The 16,169-nt window shown below is 61.2% G+C and carries 15 protein-coding genes; 10 read left to right on the forward strand and 5 right to left on the reverse strand.

Annotated elements, in window-relative coordinates; all coding sequences use genetic code 11:
* Positions 1 to 320: 320 nt before the first annotated feature.
* The 6 genes from AC1DZ5_RS05510 to AC1DZ5_RS05535 all read left to right on the forward strand — a co-directional run bounded on the left by AC1DZ5_RS05510 (position 321) and on the right by AC1DZ5_RS05535 (position 6,928).
* Positions 321 to 1,286 (forward strand): ABC transporter substrate-binding protein, encoded by a 966-nt coding sequence (locus AC1DZ5_RS05510; RefSeq protein ID WP_477886881.1) that lies wholly within the window; start codon positions 321 to 323, stop codon positions 1,284 to 1,286.
* A 72-nt stretch (positions 1,287 to 1,358) separates the two neighbouring features.
* Positions 1,359 to 2,900, forward strand: a complete 1,542-nt coding sequence (locus AC1DZ5_RS05515) for a sugar ABC transporter ATP-binding protein (protein ID WP_477886883.1) — start codon at positions 1,359 to 1,361, stop codon at positions 2,898 to 2,900.
* Complete coding sequence (locus AC1DZ5_RS05520; protein WP_477886885.1) at positions 2,897 to 3,964, forward strand: ABC transporter permease; 1,068 nt, start codon at positions 2,897 to 2,899, stop codon at positions 3,962 to 3,964. Before AC1DZ5_RS05515 ends, AC1DZ5_RS05520 begins: the two co-directional genes overlap by 4 nt.
* Positions 3,961 to 4,926, forward strand: coding sequence for a galactofuranose ABC transporter, permease protein YjfF (yjfF, locus tag AC1DZ5_RS05525; protein WP_477886887.1), 966 nt, complete (start codon positions 3,961 to 3,963; stop codon positions 4,924 to 4,926). Before AC1DZ5_RS05520 ends, yjfF begins: the two co-directional genes overlap by 4 nt.
* Positions 4,927 to 5,010: 84 nt before the next feature.
* On the forward strand, positions 5,011 to 5,994 hold the full coding sequence (locus AC1DZ5_RS05530) for an aldo/keto reductase (protein ID WP_477886889.1): 984 nt from the start codon (positions 5,011 to 5,013) through the stop codon (positions 5,992 to 5,994).
* 7 nt (positions 5,995 to 6,001) lie between these two features.
* Positions 6,002 to 6,928 carry an NAD(P)-dependent oxidoreductase gene (locus AC1DZ5_RS05535; RefSeq protein WP_477886891.1) on the forward strand — a complete coding sequence of 309 codons (927 nt, stop codon included), beginning with the start codon at positions 6,002 to 6,004 and terminating at the stop codon, positions 6,926 to 6,928.
* Here AC1DZ5_RS05535 and AC1DZ5_RS05540 read toward each other — a convergent pair.
* Positions 6,925 to 7,347: a universal stress protein gene (locus tag AC1DZ5_RS05540; RefSeq protein ID WP_477886893.1), complete on the reverse strand. Its 423-nt coding sequence runs from the start codon at positions 7,345 to 7,347 to the stop codon at positions 6,925 to 6,927. The two genes, AC1DZ5_RS05535 and AC1DZ5_RS05540, sit on opposite strands and share 4 nt — an antisense overlap.
* 93 nt (positions 7,348 to 7,440) lie before the next feature.
* On the opposite strand from AC1DZ5_RS05540, the gene AC1DZ5_RS05545 reads away from it, so the two are divergent.
* A complete protein-coding gene (locus tag AC1DZ5_RS05545; protein ID WP_477886895.1) occupies positions 7,441 to 8,328 on the forward strand; it encodes a DNA ligase in 888 nt (295 codons plus the stop codon).
* A gap of 49 nt (positions 8,329 to 8,377) precedes the next feature.
* Here the strand turns inward: AC1DZ5_RS05545 and AC1DZ5_RS05550 are convergent, their stop codons facing one another.
* Positions 8,378 to 9,184: a metallophosphoesterase gene (locus AC1DZ5_RS05550; protein ID WP_477886897.1), complete on the reverse strand. Its 807-nt coding sequence runs from the start codon at positions 9,182 to 9,184 to the stop codon at positions 8,378 to 8,380.
* Positions 9,181 to 10,143, reverse strand: a complete 963-nt coding sequence (locus tag AC1DZ5_RS05555; protein WP_477886899.1) for a LysR family transcriptional regulator — start codon at positions 10,141 to 10,143, stop codon at positions 9,181 to 9,183. Before AC1DZ5_RS05555 ends, AC1DZ5_RS05550 begins: the two co-directional genes overlap by 4 nt.
* Before the next feature lie 129 nt (positions 10,144 to 10,272).
* Here AC1DZ5_RS05555 and AC1DZ5_RS05560 point away from each other — a divergent pair, with 129 nt between their 5' ends.
* Complete coding sequence (locus AC1DZ5_RS05560) at positions 10,273 to 10,677, forward strand: hypothetical protein (RefSeq protein ID WP_477886901.1); 405 nt, start codon at positions 10,273 to 10,275, stop codon at positions 10,675 to 10,677.
* Positions 10,678 to 10,775: 98 nt separating this feature from the next.
* Here the strand turns inward: AC1DZ5_RS05560 and AC1DZ5_RS05565 are convergent, their stop codons facing one another.
* Together AC1DZ5_RS05565 and AC1DZ5_RS05570 are read right to left on the reverse strand one after the other, a co-directional pair.
* Positions 10,776 to 12,659: a phosphoenolpyruvate carboxykinase (GTP) gene (locus AC1DZ5_RS05565; protein ID WP_477886903.1), complete on the reverse strand. Its 1,884-nt coding sequence runs from the start codon at positions 12,657 to 12,659 to the stop codon at positions 10,776 to 10,778.
* A 396-nt stretch (positions 12,660 to 13,055) separates the two neighbouring features.
* Entirely contained in the window at positions 13,056 to 13,196 is a 141-nt protein-coding gene (locus tag AC1DZ5_RS05570; RefSeq protein WP_477886905.1) for a hypothetical protein, read from the reverse strand.
* 162 nt (positions 13,197 to 13,358) lie between these two features.
* Here AC1DZ5_RS05570 and AC1DZ5_RS05575 point away from each other — a divergent pair, with 162 nt between their 5' ends.
* Both AC1DZ5_RS05575 and AC1DZ5_RS05580 read left to right on the forward strand, forming a co-directional pair.
* Positions 13,359 to 15,701 carry an AAA family ATPase gene (locus AC1DZ5_RS05575; protein WP_477886907.1) on the forward strand — a complete coding sequence of 781 codons (2,343 nt, stop codon included), beginning with the start codon at positions 13,359 to 13,361 and terminating at the stop codon, positions 15,699 to 15,701.
* Positions 15,702 to 15,843: 142 nt separating this feature from the next.
* On the forward strand, positions 15,844 to 16,137 hold the full coding sequence (locus AC1DZ5_RS05580) for a hypothetical protein (protein WP_477886909.1): 294 nt from the start codon (positions 15,844 to 15,846) through the stop codon (positions 16,135 to 16,137).
* Positions 16,138 to 16,169 lie beyond the last annotated feature (32 nt).

The following is a 16,169-nucleotide window of genomic DNA, read 5'->3' on the forward strand; positions in this document are numbered from 1 at the left end:
AAATCAAATAACGGGCATTTGACATATTCAAATGTGTATGTATCGTGACGAAAAAATATGAATGCCGATTTAGTCAAAAATCCGAATTTACGAGGGATTTCGCGGTACCTAGGGTTTTCCTGAATTTGAATATCAGTATGAGTAATACCTAAAACTCTATTAGTTCTGTGTGTTTTTGATACGTATCATCCGCCTCACTTCTTGACGTAACTGGTAACGTGAAATCGTTGTCCGAACCGAAGAGGGAGCGAGAGGCTGAACGCGGGCGGCCTCACTAACGCCCGATACCCGTTTCATTGAAAGATAAAGAGGAGACACCCATGACAAACAATCGCCGTACTCTGCTGGCCACTCTGCTGGCCGCATCCTTCGCCGTGGCCGCCCCCATGAGCGCATTTGCACAAAAGAAAATTGTGGTCGGCTTCAGCCAGATTGGTGCCGAGAGTGAATGGCGTACTGCCAATACCAACTCCATGAAAACTGCTGCCGCTGCTGCTGGCATCGAGTTGAAATTCTCCGATGCTCAGCAAAAGCAAGAAAACCAAATCAAGGCTCTGCGCTCGTTCATCGCCCAAAAGGTGGACGTGATTGCGCTGACTCCCGTCGTCGAATCCGGCTGGGACACTGTGCTGAAGGAAATCAAGGATGCCAAGATTCCTTTGATCTTGATGGACCGTTCGGTGGACTCCAAAGACACGTCTTTGTACGCAACCCACATTGGCTTTGACTTCGTCAAGGAAGGCGAAATGGCCGGTCAGTGGCTGGTTGAGCGCGCCAAGACCATGAAGGGCGATATCAACGTCGTCGAATTGCAAGGCACCGTGGGCTCTGCGCCAGCGATTGACCGCAAGAAGGGTTTCGAATCTGCCATCAAGGCTGAGCCACGTATCAAGATCATCCGCTCGCAAACCGGTGACTTCACCCGTGCCAAGGGCAAGGAAGTCATGGAAGCTTTCTTGAAGGCTGAGGGCAAGAAGATCAACGTCCTGTACGCACACAACGACGACATGGGCATTGGTGCCATCCAGGCCATTGAGGAAGCTGGTCTCAAGCCCGCCAAAGACATCTTGGTGATCTCGGTGGACGGTGTGAAGGGCGCGTTCGAAGCCATGATTGCTGGCAAGCTGAACGTCACCGTGGAATGCAGCCCATTGCTCGGACCTCTGGTCATGGCCACCGCCAAAGACCTCGCCGCTGGCAAGACTGTGCCTCGCAGCCTGATCGGCAAAGATGGCGTGTACCCGATGGAAACCGCGGCCAAAGAGTTCCCAAGCCGCCAGTACTGATCCCTGTTTCGCTTTTAGGTCACTAAGGTTTGGCCCGCGGCCCATGGCTGCGGGCCTTTTTTACAAGACACCATGACATACACACAACAGGCCCCCGGCGCGGCCACCCCGGTGTTGGAGCTCTCTGGCGTGGCCAAACAGTTCGGCACCGTGCGCGCGCTCTCCGGCGTGAACCTGCGCCTCTTCGCGGGTGAAGTGCATGCCCTGATGGGGCAAAACGGGGCTGGCAAGTCCACCCTGATCAAAGTGCTGACGGGTGTGTACCCGGCAGACCAGGGCGATATGCGCCTGGGTGGCAAGTCCATCCGCGCCACCTCCACGCTTGACGCGCAGCGCCTGGGCATCAGCACGGTGTACCAAGAGGTCAACCTCTGCCCCAACCTGTCGGTAGCCGAGAACATTTTTGCCGGCCGCTATCCGCGCAAGGGGCTGGCTGGCGCCTGGGGGATCGACTGGGCGCGTATGCAACGCGAAGCGTGTGCGCTGTTGGCACGCTTGAACCTGGACATTGACGTTACCCAGACGCTCTCCAGTTACTCTGTAGCGGTGCAGCAGATGGTGGCGATTGCCCGTGGCCTGAGTATCTCGGCCCAAGTACTGATATTGGACGAACCTACATCAAGCCTGGACGACGAAGAGGTGGAGCGCCTCTACGGCGTGCTGCGCCAGCTGCGCGACCAGGGCATGGCGATTTTGTTTGTCACCCACTTTCTGGACCAGGTCTACGCCCTGTGCGACCGCATCACCGTGCTGCGCAATGGCGAGCTGGTGGGCGAGTACCCCGCGGCCGAGCTGGGCCACAACGCGCTGATCGCTGCGATGGTCGGGCGCGAGATGGTTGCCAATCCTGCACAAGCGGCGGGTGCCAGTGCTGACGTTAAAAAAGAGCAAACCGTGCTGCTGCAAGCACGCGGTCTTGCCCGTGCGGGCAGTGTCAAGCCGCTGGACCTGACGCTGCATCGCGGGGAGGTGGTCGGCTTGGGTGGCTTGCTGGGCTCGGGCCGAACCGAGCTGGCGCGCGTGTTGTTTGGTTTGGACCAAAGAGATGCCGGGGAACTGCTCATCAACAACAGCCCCGCCAACATGGATTCGCCCGCAGAGGCGATCCGTTTGGGCTTGGGTTTGTGCCCCGAGGACCGCAAGGCCGAGGGCATCATTGGCGAACTCTCGGTGCGCGAAAACATTGCGCTCGCGCTGCAGGCTCGCCAAGGGCTGTGGCCTTGCATTTCGCGGGCCAAGCAAGTCGAAATGGCGGAGTACTACGTCAAGACCCTGGGCATCAAGACCAGCAGCGTCGAAACCCCGATGGGCCAGCTCTCCGGTGGCAACCAGCAAAAGGCGGTGTTAGGTCGGTGGCTGGCAACCAAGCCCAGCCTGCTGATTTTGGACGAGCCCACCCGCGGCATCGACATCGCGGCCAAGCAGGAAATCATGAGCGAAATATTGGTGTTGGCAAAAGAAGGAATGGCCGTGTTGTTTATCTCTTCGGAAATGGAAGAAGTGGTGCGCTTGTCGGATCGTATTGTTGTGATGCGCGACCGTATGAAAGTGGGCGAGCTGCCCGGAGGAACCGATGACCATGCGGTCTACGCCATGATTGCGGGGCAGGCATGAGTACATTGAACAAGCCCTCGTGGGTGCAACGCGTGCAGGCGCACAACCTGTTATGGCCGCTGGTCACGTTGACGCTGATTTTGATGGTCAACGCCAGCCTGAATCCGGGTTTCTGGATGCTGCAATGGCGTGATGGCCACCTTTACGGCAGCGTCATCGACATCCTGAACCGTGCCTCGCCGTTGATGCTGGTCGCGTTGGGTATGACCTTGGTCATCGCAACGCGGGGCATTGATATTTCGGTGGGCGCCACGGTGGCCATCAGTGCTGCGGTCGCGGCATTGATGGTGGGCGGAAAACTGGTGATTACCGATGGGGTGGCCCAGCATGTCAGCCGCTTTCCGATGTGGTTGGCGATTGGGTGTGCGCTGCTCACGGCCCTGGCCTGCGGGCTGTGGAACGGCGTGCTGGTCGCCAAGATTGGCCTGCAGCCCATCATTGCGACGCTGATCTTGATGGTGGCAGGGCGCGGTGTGGCCCAGCTCCTGACGGACGGACAAATCGTCACGGTGTACTACGCCCCCTATTTCTTCATTGGCAGTGGTTACCTGTGGGGTTTGCCGTTTGCATTATTCATCGCAGGCTTTGTGTACCTGGTGATGCATTTGGCGGTTACCCGCACGGCGCTGGGGCTGTTCATCCAGGCCATCGGTATCAATCCTGCGGCAGCGCGGCTGGCCGGTGTGCGTGAGCGATTGATCAGCATCTGTGTGTACGCGTTTTGCGGACTTACGGCCGGTGCCGCAGGCCTGATCATCAGCTCCAACGTGAAGAGTGCGGACGGCAATAACGCGGGCAACTTGCTGGAGTTGGATGCCATTCTGGCGGTCACGCTGGGCGGCACCTTGTTGACCGGCGGACGCTTCAGTCTGGCGGGGAGCCTGATTGGTGCGCTCATTATTCAGACACTGACCTCCACGATTTATTCCATCGGCGTACCGCCTGAAATCAACCTCGTGGTCAAGGCCGCCGTCGTGTTTGTCGTCATGTTGATGCAGTCGGCGGAATTTCGCCGCGCTGTGCGCGGATGGGTGATGCGTCCAAGCGCAGGGAGCAAAGCATGAAGTTGGCGACTAAATACATTCCCTTGGCGGCGACCGTGTCGCTGTTCGCTGTCATGTCGGCGTTTGGTTCGTTGTCCTACAACGGATTTTTCTCGGCACAGGTGTTTTTGAACCTGCTGGTCGACAACGCATTTTTGGTCGTCGTTGCGGTGGGCATGACCTTTGTCATTCTGTCCGGGGGCATCGACCTCTCGGTGGGCTCGGTGGTGGCACTCAGCACCATCGTGCTGGCGAAGCTGGTGGAGCATTGGCACTGGCATCTTGCGGTGGCCATACCGCTGGTGCTGTGCATGGGGGCATTGTTTGGCGCCTTCATGGGCTGGCTCATTCAACGTTTTCGCCTGCAGCCCTTCATCGTCACTTTGGCGGGCATGTTCTTGGCGCGTGGCTTGTGCTACCTGATCAGCATTGATTCGATCAGCATCACCGACGCAGCCTATACGGTGCTGGCGCAAACGCGGATTCACTTGTGGGCGGACGGCCCCATGCTGTCCATCAGTGCCATCCTGGCGCTGGTGGTGTTGGCGGTGGCTGTGTTCCTGGCGCACTGCACCCAGTTTGGCCGCACCGTGTATGCCATTGGTGGTTCAGAGCACTCGGCGGTGCTGATGGGGCTTCCCGTGGCACGAACCAACGTGGCGGTGTATGCGCTGAGCGGGTTCTGTGCTGCCTTGGGGGGCGTCGTTTTCACCTTCTACATGCTGTCGGGCTATGGCTTGCATGCCGTGGGCCTGGAGTTGGATGCGATTGCGGCCGTAGTCATCGGCGGCACCTTGCTGAGTGGCGGCGTGGGCTACATGCTGGGCACCTTGTTTGGCGTGTTGACATTGGGGATCATCCAAACCCTCATCATGTTTGATGGGTCACTCAGTTCCTGGTGGACGCGCATCGTGATTGGTGCCCTGCTGTTTGTGTTCTGCGTGCTGCAAAGGGTCTTTGAGGCCGGGCGCAAGCCGGGCTGATTTTTATGCAAAATGAGCGTCTGGTCCGCATATCTATTGCGCGAGCAGCTCCTGAAACCATAGCAATCTGAATCGAGGCACCCGATGCAATACCGTCCCCTAGGCCGTACCGGCTGGAACATTTCGACCGTGAGCTTCGGCGCTTGGGCCATTGGTGGCACCTGGGGCACGGTGGACGACAAGGACTCCATGGCCGCGCTGCACCGCGCGCTGGACCTGGGCGTCAACTTCTTCGACACCGCCGACGTGTATGGCGACGGCCGCAGCGAACGCCTGCTGGCACGCCTGCGCAAGGAGCGCAGCGAACCGTTCTATGTGGCCACGAAGGCCGGCCGCCGTCTCGACCCACATGTGGCGGCGGGTTTCACGCGTGCCAACCTCACCGCGTTTGTGGAGCGCAGCCTGCAGAACCTCAACACCGAAGCCATCGACCTGCTGCAGCTGCACTGCCCACCCACCGAGGTGTTCTACATGCCCGAGGTGTTTGGCGTGCTGGACGACTTGGTGAAAGCTGGCAAGCTGCGCCACTACGGCGTGAGCGTGGAGAAGGTCGAAGAGGCGCTCAAGGCCATCGAATACCCCGGCGTGCAGAGCGTACAGATCATCTACAACCTGTTCCGCCAGCGTCCGGTTGAGCTGTTGTTTGAACAAACGCAAAAACGCGGCGTGGGCATCCTGGCGCGCCTGCCGCTGTCATCCGGGCTGTTAAGCGGCAAGATGACTGCGCAAAGCACCTTTGGCGCCGACGACCACCGCGGCTTCAACCGCGAAGGCGCGGCCTTCGACAAGGGTGAGACCTTCTCGGGGCTGGACTTCAATGTGGGTCTGCAAGCCGTGGAGGCCATGCGCCCCCTGGTGCCCGCAGGCCAGAGCATGGCGCAGATGGCGCTGCGCTGGATCCAAATGCACCCGGCCGTGACCTGCACCATTCCCGGCGGCAAGAACCCCGCCCAGGTGGCCGACAACGTGGCCGCGGCGGACTTGCCGCCCCTCAGCGACGCCACCATGCAGGCCCTGGCCGACGTGTACGCGCGCTACGCCAAACCGCTGGTGCACCAACGCTGGTAGACCCCGAATGGAACGCGTGCGCGAAACCATTGGCTTTATCGGCCTCGGCCTTATGGGCCATGGCATGGCCAAAAATATCGTGGACAAGGGCTATGCCCTGACCGTGTGCGCCCGCAAGCCCTCGGCAGCGCTGGACGACTTGCTGAGGCGCGGCGCTGCGCGGGCGGACACGCCCCTGGCCGTAGCCAAGCGGGCCACTGTGGTGTTTCTGTGCGTGACGGGTTCGCCGGATGTGGAGGCCATTGTGCGTGGACCATTGGGGCTGGCAAAGGGCTTGCGCCCGGGCTCGGTGGTGGTGGATTGCTCCACCTCCGACCCCACGTCCACGGTGACGCTGGCGGCGGAACTGGCTGCCATCGGAGTGACGCTGGTGGACGCGCCCTTGAGCCGCACGCCCAAAGAGGCCTGGGAAGGCACGCTGGACACCATGGTGGGGGCGGATGCCGCAACCATGGAGCGCATACGGCCCATCTTGACCACTTGGGCTGCGCGCATTGTGCACATCGGAGGGCCGGGGGATGGGCACCGCATGAAGCTTGTCAACAACTTCATATCTCTGGGGTATGCGGCTTTGTATTCCGAGGCACTGACGCTGGCGAAATCCGTCGGCATTGGTCCCAAGCGGGTCGATGCCGTTTTGCGCAACGGCCGCATGGACTGTGGTTTCTACCAGACCTTCATGGGCTACACGCTGGAAGGCAACCGGGAGGCGCACAAGTTCACGCTGAAAAATGCCTTCAAGGACCTGCGCTATCTGGAGTCCATGGCCGACGCCGCAGGCATTTCCAACAGCCTGGGCAATGCGGTGAAAAATTCATTTGCCATGGCATTGGCCACCGGTGGTGCCGAGGCTTACCTGCCCATGCTGCCCGAGTACGTGGCGCGGCTCAGCGGTGTGGACCTGGCACCCGTTGAGCAAACCCCGCTGCCTTAGCGCACCAGCAGCACGGGTACCTTGCAGTGGGCCAGCACCTGGGTGGTGACAGAGCCCATGACCAGGTTGGCCAGCGCGCTGTGCCCGTGGGTGCCCATGACCAGCAAGTCAAATTTGCCGCTGTCGGCCGTTTTCGCAATCAGTGCGCCGGCGGGGCCCACCTTCCAGCTGGTCTTGGCATCAATACCGTGGCGCAGCAGAAACTTGGCAATCGGGGCCAGTACTTTTTCACTTTCCTCGGCGTAGTAGCTTTCCACCACGTCCTTGCCCACCATGCTGCGCGCACGTGGAGGCAGGGCGCTGGCTGCGGTGAACACGGTGTAATCGTGGTCGGTCGAGAGCAGGGCCTCATGGGTGCTCAGGTAGGCGAGCATTTTTTTGCTGTAGCTGCTGCCGTCTACCGCCAATAAGATTTTCATGTGCCACTCCTCAGTGTAAAAACACCAATGTAATACGACTGTTCATCTAGAGACTGTGTTACATCAAACATTACAAAAAGAGGGGGAGCGGGTATGTCACAACCAATCGACCATCAGCGGCGCCATATCGTTTGCGCTCTGGGCGCCATGGCCTTCCCATGGGGGGCTTCCGCGGCTCAGGGCAGCATCGCTCCGCCGCTCATGCTGGCGAGGTCTTATGACGGCCGCAGCGACCCGACCGGGTTTTGGGTGAGCGAAAAATACGATGGCGTGCGCGGCTACTGGGACGGACGGCGTCTGCTGACCCGCGCTGGCAACACCATCGCTGCGCCTGCCTGGTTCACGGCGGGCTGGCCCACCACGGCCATGGAGGGCGAACTCTGGGCGGGACGTGGTCAGTTCAGCCAGGCAGTGTCCACCGTGCGCCAGCAAACACCGGACGATGTGGCTTGGCGTGCTTTGCGTTTCATGGTGTTTGATCTGCCTGCGGAGGACGGAGCGTTCAATGAGCGTTTGCCGCTGCTCCAGGCCCGCGTGGCGCATTTGAACCAAGCCTGGGTACAGGCCGTGACGCAAACACCCGCCACCACGGCGCAGGCGTTGCAAGTTCGTCTAGTGGAGACCGTGCGCGCCGGTGGTGAGGGCCTGGTGCTGCACCGCGGCAGTGCCCACTATGTGGCCCAGCGCAGTGACGACCTGCGCAAGTACAAACCCTTTGAGGATGCCGAGGCGCGCGTCGTCGGGCATGTGGCGGGCACGGGCAAGCACACGGGACGCTTGGGCGCGCTGTGGCTGGAGTTGCCCGCTGCCGAGGGCCAGGTAGCCAGGCGTTTTAAGCTGGGCACGGGTTTTAGCGATGCCCAGCGCCAAGATCCGCCGCCCGTGGGCAGCTGGGTCACCTACCGCTACCGCGGCGTGACGGACAAGGGCCTGCCGCGCTTTGCCAGCTTTCTCCGCGTGGCGGCAGACCCGGCGCTATGAAAATTCGGCGCTCCTGATTTAATAGCTGCTGGCGTATTACTTACGGGGGCTAGCTGCCAATTTCAATCAAAAGTTCGGGCTGGTAGCCCACCTGTTCGTTCTTGCGCGCATAGCCCAGCGGGTTGGCCACCACACGGCAGCCGCCCACGCGGTAGTCGCTGGGCGCATGCAGGTGGCCGTGCAGCCACAGCTGGGCCTGCGGCAGCAAGTCATCCAGGGCATTGCAAAAGCCGGCCGTGCCGGGCACCAGGCCGTAGCGCGGGTCGGCGCTGTGCAGGCTGGGTGCAAAGTGGGTGATGGCCACGGTGGGTCCGTCAAACGGCGTGGCCAGTGCGGCACGCAACCAATCTTGGCACACCAGCGCCTGGGCGCGCACGCCCTCTGCCAGCCAGGGCTCGCCGTCGCACGTGGTCAGGGTCTTCTTCAGGTAGTAGTTGGCAGCGCGAAAAGCCTTGTCGCGCGCCTTGAGTTGCTGGGTTTCGGGGGCCTTCATTGCCAATGCATCGAAGTCGGTCCACAGTGTGGTGCCGACCAGGCGCACACCGTTCATCACCAGGGTCTCTCGCTCCAGCCAAAGAATGCCCAGCCGCTCGCAGGTGGCGCGTAGCCGGGCGTGGGCGGCGTCAAAGTCAAAGCCGTCGTATTCATGGTTGCCGGGCACAAACACCACAGGCGTGGGCCAGCCCTGCAGGGGCGAGAAACGCGCCAGGCCAAAGTCGTCGTCCGTCAACTGCGAGCCGGTTTGGTACGAGCCCACATCCCCGGCCAGCACCAGCAGGTCGGCGCCCAGTGTGGGCGTGGGCACCCAGTGGGGATGCACCTCCAGGTGCAGGTCAGACAGCAGTTGAATCTTCATGCGGAAAACAGGCGGTCGCCAAGTTGGGTGATTTGCTGACGCAGCCAAGCGTGGGGCGCGGCCGCGTCCAGGCGCTGGTGCCACAGGGCGTCTACCTGGATGGGCGGCACGGTAAAAGGCAATTCGCGGATCACCAATTGGTCGGCGTAGCCCGTCACGTTGACAAAGTGGCGCGGCAGCACGGTGAGCAAGTCGGAGTGCACCACCACGCGCCCGGCGGTAAAAAACTGGTTCACGGTTAGCACCACGCGGCGCGTGCGCTTGAGGCTGCCTAGCGATTCGTCGATGAAGCCAAAGGCCCGGCCCGAGAAGCTCACCAGCATGTGGCTGGCCTCGCAAAACCGGTCCAGCGTGAGCTTGCCCTTGGTCAGCGGGTGGTCCTTGCGCATCACACACACGTAGTCACCCACAAACAGCCGATGGTGGCGGAACGATTCGGCCGCACCGGCCTGCGCGCGTGCGGTCAGGTCCGTCAACACGGCCGGGAAGTGGCCAATCGCCAGGTCGGCAGCGCCCTCGTCGAGCACACGGCGTGGGTCGCGCGTGGTTAGCGGCACCACGCGCAGCGACACGCCGGGGGCCTCACGCGCCAGCACCTCCACCAGGTCGGGCAGGAGTTCTGCGGCGGTGGCGTCGGCCATGGTGAGTACAAAGGTGGTGGTGGCCGTGGCCGGCTCAAACACGCTGGGCGCCAGCGAGGTTTGCAGTCTCTGCAGGATTTCACGCACGGCAGGCCAGAGTTCCTGGCCGCGCGGCGTGGGCTCTAGCGTGCGGCCCTTGCGTACCAGCAGCTCGTCGCCCAGTGCATCGCGCAGGCGGCGCAGCGCATTGCTCACTGCGGGCTGGGTCAGCGCCAACTGCTCCGCGGCCTTAGTCAGGCTGCGCTCTGCCATGACCGTGTCAAAGACCTTGAGCAGGTTCAGGTCAAAGGTGCGCAGGTTCAGCGGTGGGGTGGCCATGGTCAATCATAACTTTGGTGAATACTAAACATCACCAACATAAAGTTGAGTCGCATAAGGGAAAACCCTATGATTCAATCATCTTAAAGATTTAGCCCAGTGAGCATCAACCTTTCTAAGGAGTTGACCATGACAACCGTACTCTCTTCTGCCCATTTCGCATCCGCACCTGCCGTGCTGTCTGCCTCCCGCGCTTCCGGCAAGACCGAAGGCTCTCGCACCCTGGCTGGCATGCTGCTGGCTGCCGTGCTGTCCGCCCTGTTGGTGGTGGCTGACCAGGTGATTGACACCTGGGCCGATGGCCACCTGTTGGCTGGCTGGGTGGCCCTGTGGACCGTGGCATTTGCTGCCTTGGCCCTGCTGGCCCCCCCTCTGCGCAAGATGTCTTCCGTTGCCTCGGCTGTGATCATGGGCTGGGTGCGTGCTGCACAAGAACGCCGCATGGAAGAAAAAATGTGGGAATACGCCCACCGCGACCCTCGCATCATGGCCGAGCTGCAACACGCTGTGATGCGCAGCCGCAACGAAGCCTAAGCTTCCGCGCCTCACAAAAAAAGCCACCGGTTCGGTGGCTTTTTGCGTTTCGGGGCCTGGTCGGGGTACCGACTGGCCCGTCTTTCTTGTATCGCCCTTCAGGCAGCCAAACGCTGCGCCAGTTGGGCTTGGGTCTCTTCGAGTTCCTTCGGCAAATGGTAGGCCAGCTGGGTGAACAGCTCGGTGTGCAAGGCAAACTCGGCCTTCCAGTCGGCCTTGTTCATGCTGGTAACGGAGTCAAACTGGGCTTGTGTGAAGTCCAGGCCGGTCCAGTTGATTTCAGAATACTGCGGCGCCACACCAAAGCCAGTTTCTGTGCCGGTGGCCTTGCCTTCCAGGCGGTCGATCATCCACTTCAGCACGCGCATGTTTTCACCATAGCCGGGCCAGACGAACTTGCCGTCCTCGCCCTTGCGGAACCAGTTGGTCGTGAAGATTTTGGGTTGCTTGGCGCCCGATGTAGCTAGCTTGGCGCCGATGTTGAGCCAGTGCTGAAAGTAGTCGCTCATGTTGTAGCCCATAAAGGGCAGCATGGCAAACGGGTCACGGCGCACCACGCCCATTTGGCCCACGGCGGCGGCGGTGGTCTCAGAGCCCATGGTCGCGGCCATGTACACGCCTTCGGTCCAGTTGCGCGCTTCGGTTACCAGCGGCACGGTGGTGGAGCGGCGGCCACCGAAGATGAAGGCGTCAATCGGCACGCCATTGGCGTCGTCCCACTGGCTGTCCAGCGCGGGGTTGTTACCCGCGGCCACGGTGAAGCGAGCATTGGGGTGGGCCGCCTTGGCGCCGGTTTCCTTGGCAATCGCGGGTGTCCAGTCCTTGCCTTGCCAGTCGATCAGGTGCGCGGGCAGGCCGCCGGTGTCCTTTTCCATGCCTTCCCACCAGACGTCGCCGTCATCGGTCAGCGCCACGTTCGTGAAGATCACGTTCTTGTCCAGGCTGGCCATGCAGTTGGGGTTGGTGTGGAAGTTGGTGCCGGGGGCCACACCAAAGTAACCCGCCTCGGGGTTGATGGCGTACAGCTTGCCGTCAGTGCCAGGTTTGATCCAGGCGATGTCGTCGCCAATCGTGGTGACCTTCCAGCCTTCAAAACCGGTGGGAGGCACCAGCATGGAGAAGTTGGTCTTGCCGCAGGCGCTGGGGAAAGCCGCCGCCACGTGGTATTTCTTGCCTTCGGGATTTGTCACACCCAAGATGAGCATGTGCTCTGCCAGCCAGCCTTGGTCGCGACCCATGTTCGAGGCAATGCGCAGCGCAAAACACTTCTTGCCCAAGAGCGCGTTGCCGCCGTAGCCAGAGCCGTAGCTCCAGATCTCGCGCGTCTCGGGGTAATGCACGATGTACTTGGTCTTGTTGCAGGGCCACTTCACATCGGCCTGGCCTGCTTCCAGCGGCGCCCCCACGGTGTGCACGCAGGGCACAAATGCACCCTCCACACCCAATACGTCATACACGGCCTTGCCCATGCGGGTCATGATGCGCTGGTTCACCGCCACATAGGCGCTGTCAGACAGCTCAATACCGATGTGTGCAATGTGCGAGCCCAGCGGCCCCATGGAGAACGGCACCACGTACATGGTGCGGCCCTTCATGCAGCCGTCGAACAGGGCTTGGTTGCCATCCTTGCCAGTTTGCAGCAGAGCGCGCATTTCGGCCGGGGCCATCCAGTTGTTGGTGGGGCCGGCGTTTTCCTTTTTCTCGGAGCAGATGTAGGTGCGGTCTTCCACGCGGGCCACGTCGCTGGGGTCAGAGCAGGCCAGAAAGCTGTTGGGACGCTTGGCGGGGTTGAGTTTTTTGAAGGTGCCGGCGTTTACCAGCTGCTGGCACAGGCGCTGGTATTCCTCTTCGGAACCATCGCACCAGTAAACCTCTTTGGGTTTGCACAGGACCACCATATCGGCGACCCAGGCGATGAGTTTGGCGTTCTTGACGTAGCTGGGGGTGTTGAGGGCTGGGCCCTGCATCACGGGTGCGTTCATGAAAAGCTCCTAAGTTTGAAAATCGTCTTTTCAAAACCGAGGGCAGAGAACAGGGCGCCACAAACTTTGAGAAGACGGCTGACAAGGGTGCTTTAGACCAGAGATCTGAAGCACCCATGCCGAATTCTAAGAACGCGTACCGAAGTTACATAGCGATTACCTGAAATAACTATGCATAAATAGCATTGATGTATGCGCACAGAAGTGGGCTCTATTCGACCTTGAAAGATGGCGTCGGCCCGACCGTCCACAGGCGAGGTAGTCGGTGCAACAGCGAAGAGGAAGGAGGCCTAGCAGGCCTGCAGCGTGGCAGGGGCTAGCGAAAGACAGGCCGCGCCGGTGAGGTTGCCGGCGGGCAAGCCCGGAATGCGTGGCGCAGACCGGGCGGAAGACCTATCAGGCCATGGACACGGCGATGAAGGCCAGCAAGAACATCAGCACGCCGCCCACCAGGGGGAGCACGATGGGCATCATGGGGACGACGGCGTCCACGGGATCCGCAGCGTGGTCGTCAGAGTGGTTGTCTGGTGCAGACATGGGCAATCCTTGTGTTCTTCGTTAGGGGAGGCTGAATTTTACCCACAAGGCGCTCCACGGACGACTCCGAAGCGCTTGCATGGAAATTTCTGCCCAAGGCTTCCATCTTGGCTCGGACTGCGCTATCGTCATTTCAGCACGTCGCAGTGCTGGAGGCGGTTGATGGCCAAGCGTTCGCTGTTCCAGCCCCTAGGTGGGCATCTCATTCCCTCGCCGGGCCTGCAAGAAGCGCCGGTGTTGGATTTGATGTGCTCACACTTTGTATTGACGCTTGCCGCGCGCCAAGGTGCCAGTTTCAATGTGCGGCGCGATTTCAATGGCGTGGTCGGCCTGGCCGGGCGCCACTTGGTGTGGCCGGTCTCGGTGCTGGGGCGCCTGCGCGAATTCCTGGCGCGCCGCTGCCAGGGTAACGAACTCTGGCGCGGCCACGAAGCGCTGGACGCGGGCGAATTTCTGGCGCGTTACGGTGTCTGGTGCGGCCCCTATGACGAAGCCACGGTGTTTTTCTTTCTGGACGAATACGCCAAGGACCAGCCCAAGGACCTTCTTACCGTGCTGTCGGTCACCGGCGAGTGGCTGAGCCACGCGCTCAAAAAGCAATCCACGCTGGTAGAAAAGAACATCAATGCGCTGGCCGGCTTGCTGCAACTCAATAAGGCCGAGCGCGCGCTGCTGCTGTACGGCACGCTGGCGCGCTACCAGCGCGACATGCGCAGCATCCTGGTCGAATTCAAGGTGAACAACGCGCCCGAGGCCTATGCCGCCATTGCCGAGGTGGCGGGTGTGAGCGCCCAGGAGCTGGGCGAGGCGCTACGCGCCGGCTCGCGCCTGGAGCGCATTGGGCTGGTGGAAAACCTGATCTCCGAGCACAACATCACCGACCTGGCCGATCTGATGAAAGTCAGTGAAAAACTGCCACCGGTGCTGATGCGCCACTACCGCGACCAGTCGGAGCTGATGGCGGTGTTCACCAGGCTCTCCACCAAAAGTACGCTGTGTTTGCAGGATTTCAACTTCGTCAGCGAAGATGCTTCGATCATGTGCAACCTGCTGGCGAATGCCGTGGCGCGCAAAGAAGTGGGTATCAATGTGCTTCTTTACGGCCCGCCCGGCACTGGGAAAACCGAGCTGGCCAAGGTGGTGGCGCAGCACGCGGGGCTGGAGCTGTTTGAAGTCGAATATGCCGACCGCGATGGCAACTCGCTGAGCGGACGCGATCGTTACCGCTCGCTGCAAATCGCCCAGGTGTTCCTCAAAGGCAGCGCCCAAGCGGCCCTGCTGTTTGACGAGGTGGAGGATGTGTTCCCCCCGCTGTCCAACGAGGCCGCCCACCTGATCGCGCGGGCAGATGCCTCGGCCGCGCCAGCCAGTGGCAGCGTGAGCGGCAAGGCCTGGGTGAACCAGATTCTGGAGTCCAACGTGGTGCCCACGCTGTGGGTGACCAACCGCATTGAGCAGATTGATCCAGCCTTCCGCCGCCGCTTTGCCTACCACCTGGAGCTCAAATCGCCACCACCCGGTGCGCGCGAAGGCTTGGTGCGCAAGACGCTCGAGGGCGTGCAGGTGTCGGATGCTTTTGTGGCCCGGCTTACTAGCCGCAAGGGACTGACCCCTGCACAAATTCGCACCGCGGTGCGCTTTGCTGGCCTGGCCCGCAGCCCGGGGGCTGTGCAACCAATGGCTGAGGCGGACTCGGTGGGGCTGGAGGCCCTGATTGAGCGGCAGCTAAAAAATGCCGACCTGGCGCTAGGCAACCCTGCCGCCGCTGCGGCCGTGCCCACGGCACTGAGCCAGTACCAGCTCAGCCACCTGAACGTGGAGTCGCGGTTTGAGGTGCCACGCATCGTGCAGGCCTTGCACACCCGTGGCCACGGCACGCTGTGCTTTTATGGCCCTCCGGGCACGGGCAAGACCGCCCTGGCCGAGCACCTGGCGCAGGCGCTCAACAAACCACTGATGATGCGCCAGGCCAGCGATTTGATGAGCAAGTACATCGGAGAAACCGAGCACAACATGGCCGCCATGTTCCGTGAGGCGGAGTCCGAAGGGGCGATCTTGCTGCTGGACGAAGCAGATAGTTTTCTGCAGGACCGGCGCGGCGCCCAACGCAGCTATGAGGTAACCGAGGTGAACGAAATGCTGCAGGGCATGGAGCGGTTCCGGGGCATTTTTGTTTGCACCACCAACCTCATGGACCGGATTGACCAAGCGGCGCTGCGTCGCTTCACTTTCAAGATTCAGTTCAAGCCCCTGTCTGCGGCGCAGCGGACGACCGTGTTTGTGACGGAAGCCTGTGCGAATGACGCAGGGCGCCTGACGCCGGCTCTGGCCAGTCGCCTGGCCGGGCTGGACCAGCTGTGCCTGGGAGACTTTGCCGCCGTCAAGCGCCAGGCCATGATTCTGGATGTCAGCCTGAGCCCCGAGGAGTTCTTGGACCAGCTGGAGGCCGAGCACCGCATCAAACCTGAGGTGCGGGAGAACCGGGGCATGGGCTTTCTGCCGTAACTCCCCCGTAATTTTTTTGTCCCGCCTGTCAACCGCCCGATACGCTCATGCGTATTAGGCACAGGCGGGTACTGAATTTCCCCAGTTCGTTGGAACGTTGACTGGTGGCCGGTGCCTATTTCTCTCCCTTTGCACTGTATATATGCACAGAGATACGATTCAAGTACCTGAAAAAGGTACTTACAAGTGGCAGCTGTTTGACTACTGGTCTGGCGAATTCCGCCAAACCCATGCGGACCACTCGGCGTACATTGCCCTGAACTTTGCCGGCGCGCTCGAAGCCTGCCGCACCAAGTTCCAGGCGCTGGTGCAGCACCACCGTGCCAAAGCGGCCGACGCCAGTTGTTCCGCTCGCCACATGCGCGCTATCGAGCGCTTGGAAAATACCATGTCGGGTGCCGCCATGGCGTACGAAAGCGGCTTCCGCCGCCACTAAGCCCCCGTGCTGGGCCGGCCTTGGGCTTACGT

Source organism: Rhodoferax sp. P1_F3 (genome assembly GCF_056405715.1).

Coding starts and splice junctions, on each gene's coding strand:
- AC1DZ5_RS05510 (WP_477886881.1), top strand. CDS start 321: ATGACAAACAATCGCCGTACTCTGCTGGCCACTCTGCTGGCCGCATCC.
- AC1DZ5_RS05515 (WP_477886883.1), top strand. CDS start 1,359: ATGACATACACACAACAGGCCCCCGGCGCGGCCACCCCGGTGTTGGAG.
- AC1DZ5_RS05520 (WP_477886885.1), top strand. CDS start 2,897: ATGAGTACATTGAACAAGCCCTCGTGGGTGCAACGCGTGCAGGCGCAC.
- yjfF (WP_477886887.1), top strand. CDS start 3,961: ATGAAGTTGGCGACTAAATACATTCCCTTGGCGGCGACCGTGTCGCTG.
- AC1DZ5_RS05530 (WP_477886889.1), top strand. CDS start 5,011: ATGCAATACCGTCCCCTAGGCCGTACCGGCTGGAACATTTCGACCGTG.
- AC1DZ5_RS05535 (WP_477886891.1), top strand. CDS start 6,002: ATGGAACGCGTGCGCGAAACCATTGGCTTTATCGGCCTCGGCCTTATG.
- AC1DZ5_RS05540 (WP_477886893.1), bottom strand. CDS start 7,347: ATGAAAATCTTATTGGCGGTAGACGGCAGCAGCTACAGCAAAAAAATG.
- AC1DZ5_RS05545 (WP_477886895.1), top strand. CDS start 7,441: ATGTCACAACCAATCGACCATCAGCGGCGCCATATCGTTTGCGCTCTG.
- AC1DZ5_RS05550 (WP_477886897.1), bottom strand. CDS start 9,184: ATGAAGATTCAACTGCTGTCTGACCTGCACCTGGAGGTGCATCCCCAC.
- AC1DZ5_RS05555 (WP_477886899.1), bottom strand. CDS start 10,143: ATGGCCACCCCACCGCTGAACCTGCGCACCTTTGACCTGAACCTGCTC.
- AC1DZ5_RS05560 (WP_477886901.1), top strand. CDS start 10,273: ATGACAACCGTACTCTCTTCTGCCCATTTCGCATCCGCACCTGCCGTG.
- AC1DZ5_RS05565 (WP_477886903.1), bottom strand. CDS start 12,659: ATGAACGCACCCGTGATGCAGGGCCCAGCCCTCAACACCCCCAGCTAC.
- AC1DZ5_RS05570 (WP_477886905.1), bottom strand. CDS start 13,196: ATGTCTGCACCAGACAACCACTCTGACGACCACGCTGCGGATCCCGTG.
- AC1DZ5_RS05575 (WP_477886907.1), top strand. CDS start 13,359: ATGGCCAAGCGTTCGCTGTTCCAGCCCCTAGGTGGGCATCTCATTCCC.
- AC1DZ5_RS05580 (WP_477886909.1), top strand. CDS start 15,844: ATGCACAGAGATACGATTCAAGTACCTGAAAAAGGTACTTACAAGTGG.